21 protein-coding genes are annotated in these 21,165 nt (G+C 67.4%); 15 read left to right on the top strand and 6 right to left on the bottom strand.

Annotation, left to right across the window (positions count from 1 at the left end; translation table 11 throughout):
* The first annotated feature begins 179 nt into the window (after positions 1-179).
* Positions 180-1,112 carry a D-2-hydroxyacid dehydrogenase gene (locus LJF27_RS07845; RefSeq protein ID WP_003082652.1) on the top strand — a complete coding sequence of 311 codons (933 nt, stop codon included), beginning with the start codon at positions 180-182 and terminating at the stop codon, positions 1,110-1,112.
* 11 nt (positions 1,113-1,123) lie between these two features.
* Here LJF27_RS07845 and aitP read toward each other — a convergent pair whose 3' ends face one another.
* The gene (gene aitP / locus LJF27_RS07840; RefSeq protein WP_003082653.1) at positions 1,124-2,095 is read right to left on the bottom strand and encodes a CDF family iron/cobalt efflux transporter AitP; all 972 of its coding nucleotides are present in this window, start codon (positions 2,093-2,095) and stop codon (positions 1,124-1,126) included.
* A 67-nt stretch (positions 2,096-2,162) separates the two neighbouring features.
* On the opposite strand from aitP, the gene LJF27_RS07835 reads away from it, so the two are divergent.
* The 5 genes from LJF27_RS07835 to hxuC all read left to right on the top strand — a co-directional run bounded on the left by LJF27_RS07835 (position 2,163) and on the right by hxuC (position 7,304).
* Positions 2,163-2,438 carry a metal/formaldehyde-sensitive transcriptional repressor gene (locus LJF27_RS07835; RefSeq protein ID WP_003082658.1) on the top strand — a complete coding sequence of 92 codons (276 nt, stop codon included), beginning with the start codon at positions 2,163-2,165 and terminating at the stop codon, positions 2,436-2,438.
* A gap of 76 nt (positions 2,439-2,514) precedes the next feature.
* On the top strand, positions 2,515-2,964 hold the full coding sequence (locus LJF27_RS07830) for a YcgN family cysteine cluster protein (RefSeq protein ID WP_003082662.1): 450 nt from the start codon (positions 2,515-2,517) through the stop codon (positions 2,962-2,964).
* 148 nt (positions 2,965-3,112) lie between these two features.
* Entirely contained in the window at positions 3,113-3,640 is a 528-nt protein-coding gene (locus LJF27_RS07825) for an RNA polymerase sigma factor (RefSeq protein ID WP_003082669.1), read from the top strand.
* A complete protein-coding gene (locus tag LJF27_RS07820; RefSeq protein WP_003082671.1) occupies positions 3,637-4,620 on the top strand; it encodes a FecR family protein in 984 nt (327 codons plus the stop codon). Before LJF27_RS07825 ends, LJF27_RS07820 begins: the two co-directional genes overlap by 4 nt.
* A gap of 128 nt (positions 4,621-4,748) precedes the next feature.
* A complete protein-coding gene (gene hxuC, locus LJF27_RS07815) occupies positions 4,749-7,304 on the top strand; it encodes a heme receptor HxuC (protein WP_023103321.1) in 2,556 nt (851 codons plus the stop codon).
* Positions 7,305-7,310: 6 nt separating this feature from the next.
* Here the strand turns inward: hxuC and lepB are convergent, their stop codons facing one another.
* Together lepB and LJF27_RS07805 are read right to left on the bottom strand one after the other, a co-directional pair.
* Positions 7,311-7,850 carry a signal peptidase I gene (lepB, locus tag LJF27_RS07810; RefSeq protein ID WP_003082673.1) on the bottom strand — a complete coding sequence of 180 codons (540 nt, stop codon included), beginning with the start codon at positions 7,848-7,850 and terminating at the stop codon, positions 7,311-7,313.
* A gap of 76 nt (positions 7,851-7,926) precedes the next feature.
* Positions 7,927-9,978 (bottom strand): S9 family peptidase, encoded by a 2,052-nt coding sequence (locus LJF27_RS07805; RefSeq protein WP_003082674.1) that lies wholly within the window; start codon positions 9,976-9,978, stop codon positions 7,927-7,929.
* A 148-nt stretch (positions 9,979-10,126) separates the two neighbouring features.
* Between LJF27_RS07805 and LJF27_RS07800 the strand changes: the two genes are divergently transcribed.
* The 4 genes from LJF27_RS07800 to LJF27_RS07785 all read left to right on the top strand — a co-directional run bounded on the left by LJF27_RS07800 (position 10,127) and on the right by LJF27_RS07785 (position 12,453).
* On the top strand, positions 10,127-10,600 hold the full coding sequence (locus LJF27_RS07800) for a hypothetical protein (RefSeq protein WP_003082675.1): 474 nt from the start codon (positions 10,127-10,129) through the stop codon (positions 10,598-10,600).
* 63 nt (positions 10,601-10,663) lie between these two features.
* Positions 10,664-11,125 carry an HIT family protein gene (locus LJF27_RS07795; RefSeq protein WP_003082677.1) on the top strand — a complete coding sequence of 154 codons (462 nt, stop codon included), beginning with the start codon at positions 10,664-10,666 and terminating at the stop codon, positions 11,123-11,125.
* A 3-nt stretch (positions 11,126-11,128) separates the two neighbouring features.
* Positions 11,129-11,902, top strand: a complete 774-nt coding sequence (locus LJF27_RS07790; protein ID WP_003082680.1) for a class II glutamine amidotransferase — start codon at positions 11,129-11,131, stop codon at positions 11,900-11,902.
* 26 nt (positions 11,903-11,928) lie between these two features.
* Positions 11,929-12,453, top strand: a complete 525-nt coding sequence (locus tag LJF27_RS07785) for a DUF2937 family protein (RefSeq protein WP_003082681.1) — start codon at positions 11,929-11,931, stop codon at positions 12,451-12,453.
* A gap of 8 nt (positions 12,454-12,461) precedes the next feature.
* On the opposite strand, the gene LJF27_RS07780 is transcribed toward LJF27_RS07785, so the two are convergent.
* Complete coding sequence (locus LJF27_RS07780; RefSeq protein WP_003082684.1) at positions 12,462-13,322, bottom strand: LysR substrate-binding domain-containing protein; 861 nt, start codon at positions 13,320-13,322, stop codon at positions 12,462-12,464.
* Between the two features lie 167 nt (positions 13,323-13,489).
* Here LJF27_RS07780 and phnW point away from each other — a divergent pair, with 167 nt between their 5' ends.
* Both phnW and phnX read left to right on the top strand, forming a co-directional pair.
* Entirely contained in the window at positions 13,490-14,605 is a 1,116-nt protein-coding gene (gene phnW, locus LJF27_RS07775) for a 2-aminoethylphosphonate--pyruvate transaminase (protein WP_003086851.1), read from the top strand.
* 35 nt (positions 14,606-14,640) lie between these two features.
* The gene (gene phnX / locus LJF27_RS07770) at positions 14,641-15,468 is read left to right on the top strand and encodes a phosphonoacetaldehyde hydrolase (protein ID WP_003100114.1); all 828 of its coding nucleotides are present in this window, start codon (positions 14,641-14,643) and stop codon (positions 15,466-15,468) included.
* A 50-nt stretch (positions 15,469-15,518) separates the two neighbouring features.
* Here phnX and LJF27_RS07765 read toward each other — a convergent pair whose 3' ends face one another.
* Entirely contained in the window at positions 15,519-16,430 is a 912-nt protein-coding gene (locus LJF27_RS07765; RefSeq protein WP_023089941.1) for a LysR family transcriptional regulator, read from the bottom strand.
* Positions 16,431-16,537: 107 nt separating this feature from the next.
* On the opposite strand from LJF27_RS07765, the gene LJF27_RS07760 reads away from it, so the two are divergent.
* Positions 16,538-17,896 (top strand): MDR family MFS transporter, encoded by a 1,359-nt coding sequence (locus LJF27_RS07760; protein WP_023085059.1) that lies wholly within the window; start codon positions 16,538-16,540, stop codon positions 17,894-17,896.
* A 13-nt stretch (positions 17,897-17,909) separates the two neighbouring features.
* Entirely contained in the window at positions 17,910-18,296 is a 387-nt protein-coding gene (locus tag LJF27_RS07755) for a DUF4440 domain-containing protein (protein ID WP_003082694.1), read from the top strand.
* A 7-nt stretch (positions 18,297-18,303) separates the two neighbouring features.
* Here the strand turns inward: LJF27_RS07755 and LJF27_RS07750 are convergent, their stop codons facing one another.
* Positions 18,304-18,918, bottom strand: coding sequence for a TetR/AcrR family transcriptional regulator (locus LJF27_RS07750; RefSeq protein ID WP_003082696.1), 615 nt, complete (start codon positions 18,916-18,918; stop codon positions 18,304-18,306).
* Positions 18,919-19,075: 157 nt separating this feature from the next.
* Here LJF27_RS07750 and LJF27_RS07745 point away from each other — a divergent pair, with 157 nt between their 5' ends.
* Positions 19,076-20,617, top strand: a complete 1,542-nt coding sequence (locus LJF27_RS07745; protein ID WP_003082699.1) for an MFS transporter — start codon at positions 19,076-19,078, stop codon at positions 20,615-20,617.
* Positions 20,618-21,165: the final 548 nt, after the last annotated feature.

Genomic DNA, 21,165 nt, shown 5'->3' with positions numbered 1-21,165 from the left:
GCCTTCGGTGCATGATGTCCGCAAGATGTCGCACGATAGCGGAACCCCTGGCAGCGACCGTGGTCTACCAGCGCCAAACCTGCTGCTCTCGAGGGCTTCCCTCCAGGAGCCGTGATGCATGAAAGAACAATATTCTCCGGCCTGATCGCCAGCCCTTGTCCGGCTTGGCAGTGTGACCCATGCGCTTGCTGATTCTCGAACGTGACCACGCTCTCTATGCCGCGCTGCTGATGGCGGCCGACCCCAGCCTGAAGGTGGTGGCGGGGGACGATCCCCTGCAACTCATCGACGCCGCCAGCGAGTGCTCGATCTGGCTCGGCCAGCCCGACCTGGTGGCGCAGATGCTGCGCCAGGGCGTGCATCCGGTCTGGGTGCAGTCGACCTGGGCGGGCATCACGCCGCTGCTGGCCGCCGACCTGCCGAAGGACTACAGCCTGACACGCGCGGTAGGCATCTTCGGCCAGGTGATGAGCGAATACCTGCTGACCTACATGCTCGCCCACGAGCGCCAGTTCCTCGGTCGCCTGGCCAGCCAGGTCGGTTCGCAATGGGATAGCCGCACGCCTGGCGGGTTGCGTGGCCGGCAGGTGGTGATCGTGGGCACCGGGGAGATCGGCCAGGCGGTGGCGCATACCCTGTCCGGCTTCGGCATGGACCTGACCGGGGTGGCGAAGAATCCGCGTTCGCTGGTGCCGTTCAACCGCATGGGGTCGCTCGACGACCTCGGTCGCCTGGTGGAGACGGCCGACTACCTGATCAACCTGCTGCCCGACACCCCCGATACCCACGACATCTACGACCGTGCGCTGTTCGCCCGGCTCAAGCCCACGGCGCTGTTCATCAATGCCGGGCGTGGCGTCGCGGTGGTGGACGCCGACCTGGTGGCGGCACTGGAGAACAACCAACTGGCCGGCGCGGTGATCGACGTCTGCCGCGAAGAGCCGCTGCCGGCCAACCACCTGTTCTGGCATACCCCGCGCCTCTTGCTGACCGGGCACACCGCCGCGCCGACCCTGCCGGGGGCGATGGTCGAACTGTTCCGCGACAACCTCGCGCGCTTCTGGGCGGGTACCGCCATGCGCGGCGAGGTGGACTTCGCTCGCGGCTACTGAGCCGCGTTCCCTCAGGCGGCGAGCGGGAGCAGCGGGTTCACCTCGACGGTGATGTGCACCAGTTCCTCATGCTCGGCCAGGCGGCGCTTGAAATAGTCGGCGCTGCCTTCCTCGGTGGTCAGCAGACTCAGCAGGCAGGCGTACTTGCCCTGGCCGACCTGCCACAGGTGCAGGTCGAGCAGTTCCGCCGGCAGCGGGCTGCTGGCGATCGCCGCGCGGATTTCCGCAGCCACCGGCGCGTCCATCTGCGCATCCAGCAATACCCGGCTGCTCTGCCGGATCAGGCCGCATGCCCAGACACTGACCAGTACCGCGCCGACGATACCCATCAGCGGGTCCAGCCAGGCCGCGTTCCACAGCAGGCCGCCGGCCAGCGCGACGATCGCCAGCAGCGAGGTGGCGGCATCCGCCAGCACGTGCAGGTAGGCGGCGCGCAGATTCAGATCGTGCCGGTGGGCATGATGGTCGTGGTGGTGGTGGTGGTGGTGGTGGTGGTGGTGCGAGTGGCCGTGCCCGTGGTGGGCATGGCCGTCGCGCAGCAGCCAGGCGCAGGCGAGATTGACCAGCAGGCCGAGCGCGGCGACCAGCATCGCCTGCTGGTAGTGGATCGGGCTGGGGTCGAGCAGGCGTTCGACCGATTGGTAGAGCATCAGCCCGGCCACCAGCAGAAGCAGCAGGGCGCTGGTGTAGCTGCCGAGCACCTCGATCTTCCACGTACCGAAGCTGAAGCGCGGGTCGTTGGCATAGCGCCGCGCGGCGCCGTAGGCGAGTACCGCAAGACCCAGGGCCAGGGCATGGGAGCTCATGTGCCAGCCGTCGGCGAGCAGGGCCATGGAGTTGAACAGCCAGCCGCCGGCGATTTCCGCGACCATCATGCAGGCGGTGAGCAATACCGCCCAGCGCGTGTTGCGCTCGGCCAGCGGGTTGCCCTGGTCGAACCGATGGGAATGGCGCAGGGGCTGGGTAGTCGGGGTGCCGGGCATTTGCTACTGTCCTGTCGAGACGTCGAAAATATACTATACCCCAGTATATTACCTTGAGGAGAGAGCGGTGGCCCATACCATCCATGGGAAGAAGAAGCTCCTGGCGCGGGTGCGCCGCATCGCCGGGCAGACCCGGGCGCTGGAGCAGGCGCTGGAAGAGGGCAGCGAATGCGCGGCGGTGCTGCAACAGATCGCGGCGATCCGCGGTGCGGTGAACGGCCTGATGAACGAAGTGCTGGAGGGGCACATCCGCGAACACCTCGGCGCCGAGCAGGCGAGCGCGGAGCAGCGTCGCGAAGACCTGGAACTGGTGGTGACCGCGCTGCGTTCCTACCTGAAGTAGCCATGTGCCGGCCGGTGCTTGGCCTGGAGGGGGCGGGGGACTAGACTATCGCGCCTTTTCACCAGCCCCCGATGCCATGGCCGCCAAAGTCGAACCCTTCTGGAAACGCAAGACCCTCGCCCAACTCGACCAGGACGAGTGGGAGTCGCTGTGCGACGGTTGCGGCCTGTGCTGCCTGCAGAAGCTCGAGGACGAGGACGACGGCAGCGTCTACTACACGCGTATCGCCTGCAAGCTGCTCGACCTGCAAAGCTGCCGCTGCACCAACTACGCCGAGCGCATCCGTTTCGTCCCCGACTGTATCCAGCTCACCCCGGCGCAGGCCGATGAGTTCCAGTGGTTGCCGCCGACCTGCGGCTATCGCCTGGTTGCCGAAGGCAAGGACCTGCCGCTCTGGCACCACCTGGTCTGCGGCGACCCGGAGCGGGTCCACAAGGAACGCATTTCCCAGTCCGGGCGCATGCTCAGCGAGACCCAGGTGGCCGAGGACGACTGGGAGGACTACCTGATCTTCCGCGCCGGCTGAGCTCGCGTCCGTCGCACTTCCTTACCTTGTGAAATGATATGTATTATCATTCGCATATTTGCAAGGGACTTCCGTATCCGACGGAAGCGGGGAGGCGAGGTGTTGCAGCGGGTCAACGGCGCGGGGGGCGCCGCCGGAGGATGCACGGATGGATGAGCGCTTCCGTGGTTCCGTCTCGCATGCCTATCAGGCGTTCCATGGCGAGTTGCTGCGCTTCCTGCGCAAGCACCTGGGCAGTTCGGCGGACGCCGCCGACCTCGCCCAGGATACTTTCGCCCAGTGGCTGAAATGGCCGGGCCGGCAATCGGTCGAGCAGCCGCGCGCATTTCTTTTCCAGATCGCCCGCAACCTGTTGCGCGACCATTGGCGCCGGCAGCAGAGCCGCGGCCAGGATCTCGACCGGCCGGCGGCGAACGACGAACCCGCCGCGCTGGAAGGCGAGGCGGCCGGGCCGGGCGAGCGTTTCGAACAGCAGCAGCGTCTCAGCCACCTGGCGGCCGCGCTGGCCGAGCTGCCGCCGCGGCGGCGCGAAGCGTTCGTCCTGCACAAGTTCGACGGCCTGTCCCAGGTCGAAGTGGCCGAGCGCATGGGAATCTCCCTGAGCATGGTGGAAAAGCACATCGCCAGCGCCTTGCTGCACTGCAAGCGGCGGCTTGGCCAGGGAGGCGAAGGATGAAGCCGCTGGAACGACTGGAACCGCTGTTCGCAGACGAAACCGAAGAGGACATCGATCACCGCGCCGCCTACTGGTTCAGCCGGCGTCGTTCCGGGCATTTCAGCGCTGCCTGCCGGGCCGAGCTGGAGGATTGGCTACGCGCCGATCCGCGCCATCGCGAAGCGCTCGAGGGCATGGAGCGGCTCTGGCGCGAATTCGACGGCCTGCCGCGCCCGGCGCTGGACGATATTCCCGAGCCGGTGCCGGCCTGGCGCCTGCCCCGGGCGCTGGCGGCGGCGTTCTTCGTGTTCTGCGCGCTGCTCGTCGCCACCCTGTTCTGGCGCGACCAGTCGCTCGGACCGAACCTCGCCTACGGCACGGCACCTGGCGAGCAGCGCGAGGTGGTCCTGGCGGACGGATCGAAGCTGTTCCTCGACGTCGATACCCAGGTGCAGGTGCGTTACGCCGAGCGCACCCGCGACGTGCTGTTGAAGAAAGGCGAGGTGTTCTTCGTGGTCAGCCACGATCCGGCCCGGCCTTTCCGGGTCGGCAGCGGCGACAGCCGGGTCACCGTACTCGGTACCCAGTTCAGCGTCCGGCGCAACGCGCAGGCCCTCGCCGTGGCGGTGAAACAGGGGCGCGTGGCGTTGCAGCCGTCCCTGGAGAAGGATGCCGAACATGTGCTGCTGGCTGGCGACAGCGCGCGCCTGGACCTCGCCGAGCAGCGCCTGGAACTCGGCCATGTGGCGCCGGAGCAGGTCGCCAGTTGGCGCGATGGGCAACTGGTGTTCCGCGACAAGCCGCTGGGCGAACTGGTGGAGGAACTGTCGCGCTATCGCGCCGCGCCGATCCGCCTGGGAGATCCCCGGCTTGCCGGCAAGCGGGTCTCCGGTACGGTGCGGATCGCCCGCCCCGACGATTTTCTCCTCGCCCTGCCGGCGTTATTGCCGGTGCGGGTGCAGCCGCAGGCTGGTGGCGAGGTGCTGATCCTGGCGCGCTGAGGCGCGTCGTCAGCATTAATGAAAATATTTTTCATTCGCATATGTGGGTTTTTCTCCCTGCTGCGTCTTCTCTGCTGTCCGTCGCCGCTGCCGGCGACATCCAGCAGTCACTTGGGGAGAGTTCCAGCATGACCTTGCCTTTCACCCGCGCCGCCTGGCGCCCGCTGTGTTCCGCCGCCGTGCTCGGCGCCGCGTTGTGGGCCGCCGGCGCCAGCGCTGCCGAACGACGCTTCGACCTGCCGGCGCAGCCGCTGGCCGCCTCGCTGTCGCGCCTGGCGCAGCAGGCGCAGGTCCAGGTGCTGTTCGACGAGTCGCTCCTGCGGGGCCTGCGCGCTCCGGCGCTGAGCGGCAGCTACGGGGTGCGCGAGGCGCTGGAGCGGTTGCTGGTCGGTTCCGAGCTGGAGCTGGTGGAGGCGGGCGGCGGCTACGTGGTGCGCCGGCGCCAGGTCGACGCCTACAGCGACAACGCTCTGCAACTGGACGCGCAGACCATCGTCGGCAACGGTCGCGAAGTGGACGCCAGCAACGTCGGCCGTTCGACCCTGACCCGGCGGGATATCGAACGCCAGCAGGCGGACAACATCCCCAGCCTGCTGCAGACCCTGCCCGGAGTGACCATGGGCGGCTCGCCCAAGCCGGGCGGACAGACCACCAACATCTGGGGCCTGGGCGACGCCGAGGACGTGCCCTATACCCTGGACGGCGCGCAGAAGAGCGGCTTCGAGCGCTACCAGCAGGGCACCGTGTTCATCGAACCGGAAATGATCAAGCGCATCGAGGTGGAGAAGGGACCGCACTCGGTGTTCACCGGCAATGGCGGCTTCGGCGGCACCGTGCACATGGAGACCAAGGACGCGCCGGACCTGCTGCGCGAAGGCCGCGACGTCGGCGCCATGCTCAAGTACGGCTATCACTCCAACGACCAGCAGAAGATCTACTCCGGCGCCGTGTTCGGTCGCAGCGAAGACCGCCGCGTCGATGCCCTGCTCTATCTCAACGGTCGCGACGGCCGCGACATGAAGCTGGCCGACAACCTGCCGCTGTCGCCCACCGACTACCCGATCAACCCCAAGCGCCTGCCCAACAGCGCCCAGGACGAGAAGACCGGCCTGTTCAAGCTCAACCTGCACCCCACCGAGGAGCACGACGTGGGTTTCACCTACCTGCGCTCGAAAAGCTCGCGCTGGACGCCGTTCTCCGCCAGCAGCTACCCGACCCCGCCGAGCCAGTGGACCATCGACCGCTACGGCTACGAGCTGGGCCTGACCCGCCTGCTGGCCCACCGCGATACCACCGACACCACCTGGACCGGCAAGTACAACTACCATCCGCTGGACAACCCCTGGATCGACCTGCAACTGAGCTATTCCGACGCCCGCACCGAGCAACTCGACCGTCGCGAGGACACCGCCTTCTACCAGCTCGCCACCGGTGGCAAGCGGATGCGTACCGAGTACCAGGACAAGGTCCTGGAGCTGCGCAACACCAGCCGTTTCGATACCGGAGCGCTACAGCACGAGCTGACCCTGGGCGCGGCGCTGCACAAGCACAAGCGCGACATCCTCATGCACATGCCGGGCAAGACCTACGAGACCCCGCGCTACAACTACGGCTGGCTGCAACCGGCATTCATGCCGGCCGGCAAGCAGGACACGCAGAGCTTCTACATCCAGGACGCGATCACCTACGGCAGCCTGACCGTCACCCCATCGATGCGCTTCGACAGCGTGCGCAACGACGGCCAGGCCAACCTGGCGCCGATCTACGACAATCCCAAGCTCGGCCATGACTATCGCGCCCAGACCTACTCCGGCTGGTCGCCGCGGCTGTCGGTGTTCTGGACCGCGACGCCGAACCTGGCGTTCTTCGCCGACTACACCGAGACCTGGCGAGCGCCGGTGATCGACGAGCAGTACGAAGTGCAGAACAGTTCGACCATCGGTGGCAGCAGCCGCGACCTGGACGCCGAGCGCATCCATGCGATCCGTGGCGGCAGCGTGATCAACCTGCCGGACCTGCTGGTCGCCGGCGACAGCCTGCAGATCCGCACCACGTTGTTCCAGAACCGCATCAAGGACGAGATATTCCGCACCCGCAGCGTCGGCTGCCGCCAGCAGTCGATCGACAACGGCAGTATCGGTGGTAGCTGCGGCGACATGCTGCCGCTGAGCAACTACCGCAACTTGCCGGGCCTGACCATCAAGGGCTTCGAGATCGAGAGCTTCTACGACAGCCAGCGGCTGTTCGGCAGCCTGTCCTACTCGTGGATGACCGGCAAGCACGATGGGGCCTACAGCAATCCCTGGGGACCGAACGTGTGGGCGCGCGACATCCCGCCGCCGAAGTGGGTGGCCATGCTCGGCCTGAAGGTTCCGGAATGGGATGCCAAGCTCGGCTGGCAGGGCGAGTTCGTGCGCAAGACCGACCGCCTGCCCAGCGATCGCTACAGCGGCGGGATGGGTACCGGTTCCGGCGATATCTACTGGGATCACGCGGCCAACGACAGCTACGACACTCATCGGCTGTTCGCCGAGTGGGTCCCGGCCAAGCTGGGCCTGAAGGACACCCGCATCGACTTCACCGTGGACAACCTGTTCAACCGCTCCTATCGCCAGCCGCTGGGCGGCGACCTGGTCTACAGCCAGGGACGCAACGCCAAGATCAGCGTCACCCAGTTCTTCTGAGGGGCGTCAGCGCACCGAACCGATGCGCCGGGTGTCCTCGGCATACCAGACGGCGAACACCCGGCCGACCAGGTCGGCGCGCGGTACGTAGCCCCAGTAGCGGCTGTCGTTGGAGTTGTCGCGGTTGTCGCCGAGCATGAAGTATTGGCCGGCGGGGACGGTCCGCTCGGCCATGCGCAGGGAGTCCGGCTGGCGCAGCGCCTGTTGCGCCAGGTAGGGCTCCGTCACCGGGCGCTCATTGACGTAGAGCCGGCCGCCATCGATCCGCACGCGATCGCCGGGTATCCCGGCGATGCGCTTCACATAGGCGATGCTGCGCTGCGGCGGGAAGCGGAACACCACCAGGTCGCCGACCTGCGGGTCGGCGAAGGCGTAGCGCGCGGCGTTGGCGAGGATGAAGTCGCCCTGTTGCAAGGTCGGTTCCATCGAGCGCGAAGGGATCTTGTACAGCGCCACGCCGAGGAGCCGTGCGCGCGGGTCGAGACTGGCGGTGCCGAACGGATTCGCCAGGTAGACGGCCAGCATGATCGCGGCGAGCAGGCCCATGGCGGGCCAGAAGCGTCGTTTCACGAAGGTTCCCTTTTTCGTGGCGGAAGGCCGGCGTCGCCGGCCCCCGCGGTGGTCATACCAGGCCGAGGACCTTGAGCAGGAAGGCGTATTCCAGCGCCACGTCCTTCAGCCCCTGGTAGCGGCCGCTCATGCCGCCGTGGCCGGCGCCGAGGTCGGTCTTGAGCAGCAGCAGGTTGGCGTCGGTCCTGGTCGCCCGCAGTTTCGCCACCCACTTGGCGGCTTCCCAGTACTGCACGCGGCTGTCGTTGTAGCCGGCGACCACCAGCAGGTGCGGGTAGTCCTGGGCCCTGACGTTCTCGTAGGGCGCGTAGGCGGCGATCCGCGCATGCACCTCGGGCTCCTGCGGGTTGCCCCACTCATCGTATTCGGTGACGGTCAGCGGCAGGTCCGGATTGAGCATGCTGTTCAGCACGTCGACGAAAGGCACCTCGGCGATGGCCGCGCCGAACAGTTGCGGGCGCTGGTTGAGCACCGCGCCGATCAACAGCCCGCCGGCGCTGCCGCCGCTGATGGCGAGACCCTCGGGACGGCAGTAGCCCTCGGCGAGCAGGTGCTCGGCGCAGGCGATGAAGTCGTCGAAGCTGTTCTGCTTGTGTTCCAGCTTGCCGGCCCGGTACCAGGCTTCGCCCAGTTCGCCGCCGCCACGGACATGGGCGATGGCGAAGACGAAGCCGCGTTCGAGCAGGCTCAGGCGGGCGTGGGAGAACCAGGGATCGAGGCTATGCCCGTAGGCGCCGTAGCCATAGAGATAGAGCGGCGCGGGGCGCCCGGCGGCGATGCCGTCGAGGACTTCCTTGCGCGCCACCAGGCTGACCGGCACCTGCGTGCCGTCGCCGCTGCTGGCCCAGATGCGCCGGCTGGCGTAGGCGTCGGCGTCGAAGGGGCCTTCCACCGGGGTCTGCTTGAGGACGGTCTGCGTGCCATCGGCGAGGTTCAGCTGGCGTACCTGCGCCGGACGGTTCAGGGCCTCGTAGCGCAGTCGCACGCAGGGGCTGTCGAATTCCAGGCTGTCCTGCACGTAGAGGCTGTAGGCGGCGTCCGGCAACTGCACGCGGTAGGCCGGCAGGCCCTGCGGTTGCACCTCGATAACCGGCAGGCCGCCATCGCGCAGGCCGAGGATCACCGCCTCGGCGTTCAGGCTGACATCTTCCAGGGTCCGCTGCGGGTCGTGGGCCACGCGCAGTTGCCAGTGCTCGCGAGTCGACCGCGGCTCCTCGGCCTGGTAGAGGGCGAAGTTGATCCCCGCCTGGTTGCTGCGGATCAGCCACAGGCCCCGGCCGTCGAGGCGACCGTGGTCGGGGTAGTACTCGTGGCCTTCCTCGCGCGGCGCCAGGCAACGGAACGTTCCCTGCGGCTGGTCGGCGTCGAGCACCCAGGCCTCGCTGGTGGTCTTGCTGTTGAGCAGGAGGATCAGCTGGCGTTCCGAGCTGGAGCGGTAGCAGTGCAGGAAGAAGCGCCCGTCGCCTTCCTCGAACACCAGCTCGGCGCCGGCCTCGCCCAGGCGGTGGCGATAGAGCTTGTGCGGGCGGTGGGTGTCATCCAGTTCACCGAAGAACAGCGTGCGGTTGTCGTTGGCCCAGGTCAGGCTGCCGTCGCAGTCCTCGAAGGGCAGGGCCTGCACCGCGCCGCTGGCGAGATCCTTGACGAACAGGCGGTAGATCTCGTCGCCGCTGGTGTCCAGGCTGTAGGCCAGCAGGCTCTGGTCGGGGCTGATGCTGAAGGCGCCGAGGGAGAGGAAGCCGCCGTCGGCCAACTGGTTGGGATCGAGCAACAGTTGCTCGGCGCCTTCGTCGACCGCCAGGCTGCCGTCCTCCGGACGTGGGCAGCGGTAGTGGCGCGGGTATTCGTCGCCGGCGGTGGTGCGCTGGTAGTACAGCCACGGACCCCACGGACTGGGCAACGACAGGTCGGTCTCGCGGATGCGTCCCCTGATCTCCTCGAACAGGGTCTCGCGCAACCCGGCCTGGTCGGCCAGTTCGCTATCCAGGTAGGCGTTCTCGGCCTTCAGGTAGTCGAGCACCTCCGGGGCGTCGCGCTCCTCCAGCCAGGCGTAGGGGTCGCTTCCGGCGTCGCGGCGGGCGATGGGGGGCTGCGGATGGGGCATCGGGAATCCTCGTCGATCCGGCCATGCGCGAGGCCGGGAAATCTGAATAAAACTGGCGGCGCGGCGCCCGCCATCGGTGGGTAGGCGCGTCGGCATGCAAAAGCGGCTATCATAAGCCCCCCATCACCGCTATCGCCACGCACGCCGCATGAATGAACAAGACTATCTGATCGCCTGGGGCGCCTACGCCATCGCCGGACTTGGTCTGATGCTGGTGTTCTGGCTGATGACCGGCTGGATGTGGCGCTGGCTGCGCGAACCCCTGCGGCTGATCGTCTTCATCCTGCTGTTCACGCCGACTCCGGTGGACCCGCAGAACGACCTCTACGCCCCGGCCATCGCCATCACCGCGCTGGATGTCGTGTTCAAGGTCGGCAACAACGCCTGGCGCGCGGTCTCTGACCTGGCCCTGGTGGCGCTGCTCGGTTTCGGCCTGTACCTGCTGATCGCCGCCATCCGCTGGCCGCTGGAGCGGGCCTGGAAGAATCGTCGGCATCCGTCGCAGGACGCCGAGGACGAGCCGACCCTGCGGCAGATGTTGCAGCCCGAGTTGATGCCGGACGTCGACACCCGCACCGACGAGCACGGCGACCGGCGCATGCGCATCGAGCCGCGCCTGTAGCCTTTCGCGACGAAATCCATTCTTGCGCTACGCCCGGCAGGCGTTCAGCATGAGGCGAGGCCTATGTCGGGATTTCCCATGGATTGCGTGTTCTGCGCCATAGCGGGTGGCCGCGAGCCGGCGCACAGACTCTTCGAGGACGAGCATTTCATCGTCCTGCTGGACATCTTTCCGCTGCGACCGGCGCACGTGCTGATCGTAGCCCGCGAGCACGCCCCGCACCTGAGCGATCTTTCCGCCGCCGCCCGCGACGCCCTCCTGGCGCTCGCCGAGCGTATCGGTCGCGCATTGCGCCGGGCCGGTTTCGGCGTGGAAGGCATCAACCTGTTGCTCAACGATGGCGTGGCGGCCAACCAGCACGTGGCGCACCTGCATCTGCACCTGATTCCCCGGCGTCGCGGCGACCTGCCGCGACTGCTCTGGCGCGCCCTGACCCGTTTCCTGCCGGTCGGTCGCGCGAGCCTGCAGGCGCGTCTGCAGCGGGAACGAGAACTACTACGTACAGCCTTGCTCAGGGAGGTTTGAGCCATGTGTGAACTATTGGGCATGAGCGCCAACGTCCCGACGGACATCGTCTTCAGCTTCACCGGACTGATGCAGCGCGGCGGCGGTACCGGCCCGCACCGCGACGGTTGGGGCATCGCCTTCTACGAAGGACGCGGCGTGCGGCTGTTCCAGGACCCGCTGGCGAGCGTCGATTCGGAGGTGGCGCGGCTGGTGCAGCGCTTCCCGATCAAGAGCGAGACGGTCATCGGGCACATCCGCCAGGCCAACGTCGGCAAGGTCGGGCTGAGCAACACCCACCCCTTCATCCGCGAACTCGGTGGGCGCTACTGGACCTTCGCGCACAATGGCCAACTGGCCGACTTCCAGCCCAAGCCCGGTTTCTACCGCCCGGTCGGCGAGACCGACAGCGAGGCGGCCTTCTGCGACCTGCTGAACCGCGTGCGCCGGGCTTTCCCCGAGCCGGTGCCGGTGGAGGTGCTGTTGCCGGTGCTGATCTCGGCCTGTGACGAATATCGCAAGAAAGGTGTGTTCAATGCCCTGATCAGCGACGGCGACTGGCTGTTCACCTTCTGCTCCAGCAAACTCGCCTACATTACCCGCCGTGCGCCATTCGGCCCGGCGCGGTTGAAGGATGCCGACCTGACCGTGGACTTCCATGCGGAAACCACGCCGGACGATGTGGTCACGGTGATCGCCACCGAGCCGCTCACCGACAACGAGAACTGGACCTTGCAGCAGAGCGGCGAGTGGGTCCTCTGGTGGGGCGGCGAGGTGTTGGCCAAGGGGCGGGTCTGAATCGCCGCCGTGAACGAGGAGAGCGCATGTTCCGCAGTTACCTGAGACTGCTGCTGTTCACCCTGGGCCTGCTGCTCGGGGTGCAGGTGCCCGGTTTCATCGACGACTACGCCAAGCGCGTCGACGCCCATCGCCTGGAGGCCGCGCAGAACATCCAGGGCTTCCAGCAGACCGCCGGGCAGTTCTTCAACGGTAGCCTGGAGGAACTGGTCAGGCATTACCGCAGCAACAGCGATCCGGTGTTCCAGCGCGACGGCGAGAACCTCGACCGCCTGATGCGTCGCGCGCGCATGCTCGACGCTGAGTGGCAGGCCATGCAGGGTCCCTGGTACGCCCGCGCCTGGCACATGCTGCGCGCACCGAACCATGAGTTGCTGATGGAAACCTATGCCAGCTACAGCTACCAGGTCCTGCTCAAGCCCGAGGTGATCGCCTGGGGCCTGGGCTGCGCCTTGCTGGTCGCCTGGATCGCCGAGCTGATCGTGTATTCGCTGGCCTCGCTGTTCGGCTTCGGCGAAGACCGCCGCACCCGCGAGCGTCACTGGAGCTGAGGCGCGACTCAGGCCGCCGCCAGTTCCAGGAATGCCCTGATCACCCGCAGGCCGCGGCGCTTCTCCAGGCAGCCGATCAGGTGGCGGTTGGTCAGCTCGGGACCGACCAGCGGCACCGCGCGAACCCGCGGATCGTTGCCGACCTCCAGGGAAGACACCACGCCGACGCCCAGTTCGGCGGCCACCGCTTCGGTCACCGCTTCCCGGCTGTCCAGCTCCAGCAGCACCCGTGGCTGCACGCCCTGCTCGGCACAGGCGCGGTCGAAGGTGCGGCGGGTGATCGAACCGGGTTCGCGCAGCACCATGATCTGCTGGTCGAGCTCTTCCAGCGGTACGCCTTCGTTGCGTTCGCACCAGGGATGCTGGCGAGGCAACAGGGCGCAGATGCGCGAATTCACCAACTCCTCCAGGAACAGCCCGGGACGCGCCTCGACCTCGGTCAGCACGGCGACGTCGACGTGTTCGCTGAGCAGCGCCGCGAGGGTCTCCTGGGCGTTGCCCAGACGCAGGTTGACGGTGATTCCCGGATAGCTCGCGCGCAGCCGGGCGAGCATCGGCATCACCAGGTGCGGGCCGTCGGCGGCGACTTCGAGGCGGCCGGAGACCAATTGTCGATTGGCGTCGAGCAGGGCCTCGGCTTCTTCCTCCAGGGCGAACAGGGTGCGCGTGATCGCCACTAGGCGCGAGCCCTCCTCGGTCAGTTCGATGCGCCGGGCGGTGCGCCGGAACAGGGTGACCTGGTAGTGCTCCTCGAGTGCCTTGACGTGTCCGGTCACCGCCGGCTGGCTGATGCACAGGCGCTCGGCGGCGCGGGTGAAACTGCCTTCGCGGGCGACGGCGTCGAAGGCGCGGAGCTGGAAGAGATTCATGGTATCGGCCTGGCTTATGGCTGGCATCGGAACAAACAATTTGAACGATAGTAGCGCGGCGCTCACCTTATGTCTCCAGGCTTCCCTGGAACGCCGGCGCGGAACGACCGCCCGGACCGCGAAGCCCGATCCGGTTTCTTTGGCCGATTCCCGCAGAGGAAATGAGCATGAGCACTGCCGAACGCGCACCCATCCTGCTGACCCCCGGTCCGCTGACCACCTCCTACCGTACCCGTCGGGCGATGATGGTCGACTGGGGCTCCTGGGACAGCGATTTCAACGAACTCACCGCCAGCGTCTGCCAGCGCCTGCTGAAGATCGTAGGCGGCGAAGGCAGCCACACCTGCGTACCGTTGCAGGGCAGCGGCACCTTCGCCGTGGAAGCGGCGATCGGCACCCTGGTGCCGCGCGACGGCAAGGTCCTGGTGTTGATCAACGGTGCCTACGGCAAGCGCCTGGCGAAGATCTGCGAGGTTCTGCAACGGCCCTTCAGCACCTTCGAGACCGAAGAGAACGTGCCGACCACCGCCGCTGACGTCGAGCGTCTGCTGGCCGCCGATCCGGCGATCAGCCATGTGGCGCTGATCCACTGCGAGACCAGCACCGGCATCCTCAATCCGCTCGAGGCCATCGCCAAGGTCGTCGAGCGTCACGGCAAGCGCCTGATCGTCGATGCCATGAGCTCCTTCGGGGCGATCGGGATCGATGCCCGGAAAGTTCCGTTCGATGCCTTGATCGCCGCCTCCGGCAAGTGCCTGGAGGGCGTCCCCGGGATGGGCTTCGTCTTCGCCCGCAGCGCCGCCCTGGAAGCCAGCGCCGGCAACTGCCACTCCCTGGCCATGGACCTGCAGGACCAGCACGCCTATATGCGCAAGACCGGGCAGTGGCGCTTCACCCCGCCGACCCATGTGGTCGCCGCCCTGCACGAAGCGCTCAGCCAGTACGAAGAGGAGGGCGGCCTGCCGGCGCGCCAGCGGCGCTACGCGAGCAATTGCGAAACGCTGCTCGGCGAGATGGCCCGGCTCGGTTTCCGCAGCTTCCTGCCGGCGGAAATCCAGGCGCCGATCATCGTTACCTTCCACGCGCCGCGCGATCCGCGCTACCGCTTCGCCGACTTCTACCAACGCGTGCGGGAGAAGGGCTTCATCCTCTATCCGGGCAAGTTGACCCAGGTGGAAACCTTCCGCGTCGGCTGCATCGGCCACGTCGACGCCGCGGAGATGCGGCAGGCGGTCGCCGCCATCGGCGAGGCGCTGCGCGAACTGGAAGTCCTCGAGATCTGAACTGAACGACAACGAGCAGAAAAGGGTTCACGACAATGAATTACAACCAGCCAGCCACCCTCCAGGCCGCCATCCTCGACTGGGCGGGAACCGTGGTCGATTTCGGCTCCTTCGCGCCGACCCAGATCTTCGTCGAGGCTTTCGCCGAATTCGGCGTCCAGGTCAGCCTGGAGGAAGCGCGCGGTCCGATGGGAATGGGCAAGTGGGACCACATCCGCACCCTCTGCGACATCCCGGCGATCGCCGAGCGCTACCGCGCCGTCTTCGGCCGCCTGCCCAGCGACGACGATGTCACCGCCATCTACGAGCGCTTCATGCCGCTGCAGATCGAAAAGATCGCCGAACATTCGGCGCTGATCCCCGGCGCCCTGCAGGCGATCGCCGAACTCCGCGGGATGGGCCTGAAGATCGGTTCCTGTTCCGGTTATCCGGCGGTGGTGATGGAGAAGGTGGTAGCCCTGGCCGAGACCAACGGTTACGTCGCCGACCACGTGGTGGCCACCGACGAAGTGCCCAACGGCCGGCCATGGCCGGCCCAGGCGCTGGCCAACGTGATCGCCCTGGGGATCGACGATGTGGCGGCCTGCGTGAAGGTCGACGACACCTGGCCGGGTATCCTCGAAGGGCGCCGCGCCGGGATGTGGACGGTGGCGCTGACCTGCTCGGGCAATGCCCTGGGCCTCACCTACGAGCAGTACAAGGCGCTGCCGGCGGCCGAACTGGAGCGCGAGCGGACGCGTATCGAACAGATGTTCGAAGGTTCGCGTCCGCACTACCTGATCGAGACCATCGCCGAGCTGCCGGCGGTGGTCCGCGACATCAATGCGCGCCTGGCGCGCGGCGAGATGCCGCAGGGTAACTGAGCCACGTCTGTGCCGAGGCCGCCGCGGGCAACCGCGGCGGCCTCGGTTTTCTAACCGGCGTCCGGGTGCCCCAGGCGAGTCTTGAGGAAGTCGATGAACGCGCGGACCTTCGACGGCAGGTGGCGGGTCGGCGGATAAACGGCATGCACGCCCTGGAGCGGAAACCCGTGGTCCGCCAGCAGGCGTTGCAGTGCGCCGCAGCGCAAGTCGGCCTGCACCAGCCAGTCCGGCAGCACGGCGATACCCAGGCCGTCGAGGGCAAAGGCGCGCAGGGCCGCGGCGTTGTCGGCCAGCAGCATGGGATGGCGCGGTCCGCGGTAGCTGCGCAGGGCGCCGTCGGGGGCGCGTACTTGCCAGGGCAGGGAGTCCGCCAGCCGGCTGTGACCGAGATTCTGCAGGCGCTCCAGACTCTCCAGGTCGGTCGGCGGCGGTTCGCCGAGCGCCGCCAGGCAGGCCGGGCTGACCACCGCCAGGACCTCGAAGCTGGCCAGTTGCACCGCATGGTGGGTGGAGTCCTCCAGGCGCCCCAGGCGGATGGCGACGTCGAAGCGTTCGCCAATCAGGTCGGCATGCAGCGATGAGGTCGACAATTGTACCTGCAACGCCGGGTGCAGCCGGGCGAATGCCTGCAGGGCCGGCACCAGTTGGCGCAGGCCGTATTCCTGGGTGGTGGTGACGCGCAGGCTGCCACGCAGTTCGCCATGCTCGGCGCGGGCGTCGTCGATGGCCAGGCGCGCCTCGTCGAGCACCTTCACGCAGCGCTGGTAGAAGCGTTCGCCAGCATCGGTCAGGGCCATCCGCCGGGTGCTGCGGCTGAGCAGAGAAACGCCCAGCTCGGCCTCCAGCCGCTTGAGGTTGAAGCTGACTACCGCACGCGTCTGGCCGAGGGTGTCGGCGGCGGCGCTGAGGGAACCGCAGTCGACCACGGCGCGAAAGGTTTCGAAGCGGTCGAGGCTGACCATGGAAGGCGTCCCTATTGTCAAATTCGATTTGACAGTCTATGCGCGATTAGCCTCTCCAGATAGCGCGAGCGCCTCGCTATGCTCCCCGGCAAACCTCCGGAGCGCCCATGAATCAACCGTCCCGCCTGGCCACTTTGTACCTGCTGGGGTTCGCCCTGGACCTGGTGAACATCTTCATCGCCAGCGTCGCCTACCCGGACATCGGGCGTTCCCTTGGCGCTTCGGTGGCGACCCTGGCGTGGATCGGCAACACCTACCTGCTCGGCTTGACCCTGGTGATTCCGTTGAGCGTCTGGCTCGCTTCGCGCCTGGGAGAACGGCGACTGATGCTGCTGGCACTGGCCGGTTTCGCCAGCGCTTCGCTGGGTTGCGGCCTGGCTGGATCGGCGGCGACGTTGATCGTCTGGCGCCTGTGCCAGGGGTTGGCCGGCGGGTTGCTGATCCCCCTCGGCCAGGCCATGGCCTATCGGAATGTCCCGGCGTCGGCACGGGCCGGCCTGACCGCACGGGTGATGCTGGTGGCGCTGATCGTTCCCGCCGTGGCGCCTGCCCTCGGCGGCTGGCTGGTGGACAGCCTGTCCTGGCGTGGGATCTTCTTCGCCAGCGTGGCGCCGGCGCTGCTGGTGCTGGCCCTGGCGATGCGCTGGCTGCCCAGGCACAAGCATGCGGCGCAGCGCCTGGACCTGCGCGGCCTGCTGCTCGGCTCGGCGGCGCTGGCCACGCTGCTGGTGGCGCTCGCCTGGCTGGGATCGCCCGGCGGCGGCGGGCGTGGCCTGCTCCTGGCGCTGCTGGCCTGCGTGCTGGGCTGCTGCTACTGGCGTGACGGGCGCGCTCGTACCGACGCGCTGCTCGACCTTGGCTTGCTGGAGGCGCCATTGCTGCGTACGGCGATGCTGGTCTATCTCTGCGTGCCGGGAGCCTTCATGGGCGCCAACCTGGTCGCCATGCTCTATCTGCAACGCCCCCTCGGCCTCAGCGCGAGCCGTGCCGGTGCGCTGATGCTGCCCTGGGCGCTGGCGGCCGGCCTGGCCATCGGCCTGACCCGGCGACGCTTCAATCGCTGGGGGCCGAAATCCTTGCTGCTGGCGGGCATGGCGATACAGGCCGGCGGCCTGCTGTGGCTGGCTCGAAGCGGGGAGGGGAGCGGCTTCTGGCAACTGGCGGGGGCCTACGCGACCATGGGATTCGGCGGCAGCCTGTGTAGCAGCGCGGCACAGGGCATGGCCTTGCTCGACGTCCCGGCGGCGCGCATGGGCCATGCCAGCGCCTTGTGGAACATCAATCGGCAACTGGCGTTCTGCCTGGGCATGGCCGTGCTCGGTGGGTTGCTCAACCTGTTGCAGGCGCGGGCCGACCCCGCGGCCTTCGTCCACTGCTTCCTGTTCGCCGCCGCTTTCACGCTATTGCCTCTGCCGTGGGTGAGGCGTATCGATTCCGCCGGGGTTCGCGCCCTGGTCCAGACCTGAAAGGAGCTACACCATGACTTGTGCCTACCGCCGGGAAATCCACCATGCCCACGTGGCGATCCGCGACTGGCTGGCCGGCGACTCACGGGCTGACGCGCTGGATGCGTTGATGGCGCGTTTCGCCGAGGACTTCTCGATGGTCACGCCGCATGGCGTGGTCCTGGACAAGACTGCTCTGGGCGAGCTGTTCCGCAGCAAGGGCGGCACCCGTCCTGGGCTGCGCATCGAGATCGACGGCGAGAGTCTGCTGGCTTCAGGCGTGGATGGCGCGACCCTGGCCTATCGGGAAATCCAGTCCGACGCGGCGGGTCGCAGCGAGCGCCTGTCCACCGTAGTCCTGCACCGTGACGACGAAGGGCGGCTGTACTGGCGCCACCTGCAGGAAACCTTCTGCGGCTGAGCCTGCTTCAGTCGCTGGCACCGAGCAGGCGCAGGAAGGCATCGGCGAGTTCGCCGGCCAGCGGCTGGGTATCCAGGCGGCCGCCGGCGATGGCGTCGTCGGCGGCGCCATGCAGCCCGGAGTAGAGCAGCAGGGCGTTCAGCCGTGGGTTGCGCAGCGGCCAGGCGCCGGCCGCCGCGCCGTTCTCCAGTAGCTCCGCCAATTGCTCCAGCACGCGGTCGCGCTCCTGGTTGCCGCGCTGGTGGTGATGGTGCTCGCTGTAGACCACATCGTGCAGCCGGTAGCCCTCCAGGTAGCCCGCCAGGCCGCTCTCGGTCCAGGCGCGCAGGCGGCCGGGATGGTCGTTCGCCGGACAGGCCTCGACGGCATTCGCGATGCGCTGCTGGAAAGCCTGGGTGAAGCGCTCGCGCAGGGCCAGGAGGATGTCGGTCTTGGCTTGGAAGTAGTGATAGAAGGTACCCTTGGCGACCCCCGCGGCAGCGACGATGTCGCTGATGGTGGTGGCGTCCACACCCTTGTCTAGGAACAGTTGCTGCGCCGCCGCCATCAGTTCCTCGAGACGAACCTCCGCAGGCTTGGTGCGCGGTTGGCGGGCAGGCTGTTCGGCGTGGCGATCGGGCATGGAGCGCGGGTCCGGTGGTTGGGTTGGCCGCAGTGTAAAAGAGCGTGGAGGGGAAGACGAGGCATGACAGGAAGATGAGAATGTTTCGCGATATTTATTGACTGACCGTCGGTCAATGGATTATTCATGGGCCAGCGCCCTCTCATCGGAGTACTCCATGAACCCTTCGCGTCGTGTCGCCCTGGTCGCCGCCATTTACCTGGGAACCTTCATCGCCTCGCTCGACATCAGCATCGTCAACCTCGCCCTGCCGACGCTGCAGTACGCCCTGGATACCGACCTGGCCGGCCTGCAGTGGGTGGTCGACGCCTATGCGCTGTGCCTGAGCGCCTTCATGCTGTCTTCCGGACCGCTGAGCGACCGCTACGGTCGCAAGCTCACCTGGCTGCTCGGGGTCGGCCTGTTCAGCTTCGGTTCGCTGCTCTGCGCGCTGGCCACCTCGCTGCCGCTGCTGCTGTTCGGACGCGCGGTCCAGGGCATCGCCGGGGCGCTGTTGATACCCGGCGCGCTGTCGATCCTTACCCAGGCTTTCCACGATCCCGGCCAGCGCGCCCAGGTGATCGGCGGCTGGACCTCCTTCAGCGCGCTGTCGCTGATCCTCGGCCCGCTGCTCGGCGGCCTGCTGGTGGAGCACGCCGGCTGGCAGAGCATCTTCCTGATCAACCTGCCGCTCGGCCTGCTGGCGCTCGCCCTGGGCCTGTGGGGCATCGAGGAAACCGCGCACCCCGAGCACGCCGCCTTCGATCCCCTGGGGCAGTTGCTCAGCGTGGTCTGGCTGGGAGCGTTGACCTACGCCCTGATCGCCGCGGGAGAGGGCGGCTGGTTGTCTCCCACGGCCTGGCCGGCGCTGCTCCTGGCCGGGGTCGGCCTGCTTGGCTTCCTCTTCGTCGAGCGGCGGACCGCCCGACCGCTGCTGCCCCTGGGGTTGTTCCGCCAGGCCGGGTTCGCCGTCTGCAACCTGGCCTCGTTCGTCCTCGGTTTTTCCGGCTACGCCAGCCTGTTCTTCCTCTCCCTGTTCTTCCAGCAGGTGCAGGGTGCCTCGGCGCAGCAGGCCGGCTTCTACCTGGCGCCGCAGTTCCTCGCCATGGGCGCACTGTCCATGCTGTTCGGCCGGTTGCAGCGGCACGTACCGCTGCGACGCCTGCTGGTGCTGGGCTACCTGGTGATCGGCCTGGCCATGCTGGCGCTGGCCGCTTGCGGTACGGGAACCGCGTATCCCTGGGTCGGCCTGTTGCTGGTGGCGCTCGGCCTGGGCATGGGCCTGGCCGTTCCCGGCACCGGTCTGGCGGTCATGGCGAGCGTGGCCCGCGAGCGTTCCGGGATGGCCTCGGCGACCATGAATACCCTGCGCCAGGCCGGCATGGCCGTCGGCATCGCGTTGCTGGGAGCGCTGCTGAGCGGGCGGGCGATCGTCGTCCTGGGCGATCGGCTGGAGGAGCTGGGGATTGCCGATGCGCAACGGCTCGCCACCCAGGCGATCACGGCCCATCGCTTGCCTGGTTCCCTGGCGGGGCTCGACGCCGAGCTGCCGGCCGCGCTGGCCGAGGGCTTCCGTCTGGCTATGCTGGTGGCCGGAGCCAGCGCCCTGCTGGCCGCCGCGCTGCTCTGGCGCCTGCGCGTTAGCGCCGGCCCGGCGGCGGATACAGTTGGCGCATCTGGACGAACGGCAGGGGTACAGTTGCAGGCCGATAGACGCTGACTCTCGGGTCACGATGCTGGCGCGGGGGCGATTTCCTTGCGTTATGCTGCTCGAAGCGAAGAATATTCGCGTATTCCAACTGTTGTGCTAGGGTATGGCCTGCGACAACCTGTCGCAGGCAGGTAAAAGCCCTACTTTATCTATGTTTGAGAAAGTCTATTGCAAGATGTGTCATAGGCTCCTCAGCTGAAATGAATTGTAATAACTGACGCTCAGTTTCGGTCCAACGAGCGTCGCGCGAGTCTCTGCTCCGCATCGCGATAAATGGGTTCCTGCCTTGCCTGTTGCACAACAAATAGCCGACCGATAACTGCGACCTGATCACCCGGCGGGAAGGGCAATCCTTCTCGCCCAGGCATGCACGTGCCTTGGCCGCCCTTGGCCTCTTCCGGCACAGCTTCGAAAACGCTGTTCATCAAGGAACGACTCAGCGCGTGGAACGAGTCCGCCACCGGAATCGGGAAAGGTATCCGCTTGCCTTCTCCCGTGGCCGGGCAATGGCCGTTCCGTACCCCGGCGGCGACTGCATGTCTGGAACTGGCTGAAGC

The organism is Pseudomonas sp. 203-8 (genome assembly GCF_020708595.1).
GTDB lineage: Bacteria > Pseudomonadota > Gammaproteobacteria > Pseudomonadales > Pseudomonadaceae > Pseudomonas > Pseudomonas aeruginosa.
Note: the sequence above shows the minus strand (reverse complement) of the source record. Positions and strands in the feature narration are given on the sequence as shown.

What these genes read in the sequence shown, in the direction of transcription:
- LJF27_RS07760 (WP_023085059.1), top strand. Translation starts at nt 16,538, where the DNA reads ATGAATCAACCGTCCCGCCTGGCCACTTTGTACCTGCTGGGGTTCGCC.
- LJF27_RS07825 (WP_003082669.1), top strand. Translation starts at nt 3,113, where the DNA reads ATGGATGAGCGCTTCCGTGGTTCCGTCTCGCATGCCTATCAGGCGTTC.
- LJF27_RS07790 (WP_003082680.1), top strand. Translation starts at nt 11,129, where the DNA reads ATGTGTGAACTATTGGGCATGAGCGCCAACGTCCCGACGGACATCGTC.
- LJF27_RS07745 (WP_003082699.1), top strand. Translation starts at nt 19,076, where the DNA reads ATGAACCCTTCGCGTCGTGTCGCCCTGGTCGCCGCCATTTACCTGGGA.
- LJF27_RS07820 (WP_003082671.1), top strand. Translation starts at nt 3,637, where the DNA reads ATGAAGCCGCTGGAACGACTGGAACCGCTGTTCGCAGACGAAACCGAA.
- phnW (WP_003086851.1), top strand. Translation starts at nt 13,490, where the DNA reads ATGAGCACTGCCGAACGCGCACCCATCCTGCTGACCCCCGGTCCGCTG.
- LJF27_RS07805 (WP_003082674.1), bottom strand. Translation starts at nt 9,978, where the DNA reads ATGCCCCATCCGCAGCCCCCCATCGCCCGCCGCGACGCCGGAAGCGAC.
- LJF27_RS07785 (WP_003082681.1), top strand. Translation starts at nt 11,929, where the DNA reads ATGTTCCGCAGTTACCTGAGACTGCTGCTGTTCACCCTGGGCCTGCTG.
- LJF27_RS07800 (WP_003082675.1), top strand. Translation starts at nt 10,127, where the DNA reads ATGAATGAACAAGACTATCTGATCGCCTGGGGCGCCTACGCCATCGCC.
- LJF27_RS07830 (WP_003082662.1), top strand. Translation starts at nt 2,515, where the DNA reads ATGGCCGCCAAAGTCGAACCCTTCTGGAAACGCAAGACCCTCGCCCAA.
- LJF27_RS07765 (WP_023089941.1), bottom strand. Translation starts at nt 16,430, where the DNA reads ATGGTCAGCCTCGACCGCTTCGAAACCTTTCGCGCCGTGGTCGACTGC.
- LJF27_RS07755 (WP_003082694.1), top strand. Translation starts at nt 17,910, where the DNA reads ATGACTTGTGCCTACCGCCGGGAAATCCACCATGCCCACGTGGCGATC.
- LJF27_RS07845 (WP_003082652.1), top strand. Translation starts at nt 180, where the DNA reads ATGCGCTTGCTGATTCTCGAACGTGACCACGCTCTCTATGCCGCGCTG.
- lepB (WP_003082673.1), bottom strand. Translation starts at nt 7,850, where the DNA reads ATGGGCCTGCTCGCCGCGATCATGCTGGCCGTCTACCTGGCGAATCCG.
- aitP (WP_003082653.1), bottom strand. Translation starts at nt 2,095, where the DNA reads ATGCCCGGCACCCCGACTACCCAGCCCCTGCGCCATTCCCATCGGTTC.
- LJF27_RS07750 (WP_003082696.1), bottom strand. Translation starts at nt 18,918, where the DNA reads ATGCCCGATCGCCACGCCGAACAGCCTGCCCGCCAACCGCGCACCAAG.
- phnX (WP_003100114.1), top strand. Translation starts at nt 14,641, where the DNA reads ATGAATTACAACCAGCCAGCCACCCTCCAGGCCGCCATCCTCGACTGG.
- hxuC (WP_023103321.1), top strand. Translation starts at nt 4,749, where the DNA reads ATGACCTTGCCTTTCACCCGCGCCGCCTGGCGCCCGCTGTGTTCCGCC.
- LJF27_RS07780 (WP_003082684.1), bottom strand. Translation starts at nt 13,322, where the DNA reads ATGAATCTCTTCCAGCTCCGCGCCTTCGACGCCGTCGCCCGCGAAGGC.
- LJF27_RS07795 (WP_003082677.1), top strand. Translation starts at nt 10,664, where the DNA reads ATGTCGGGATTTCCCATGGATTGCGTGTTCTGCGCCATAGCGGGTGGC.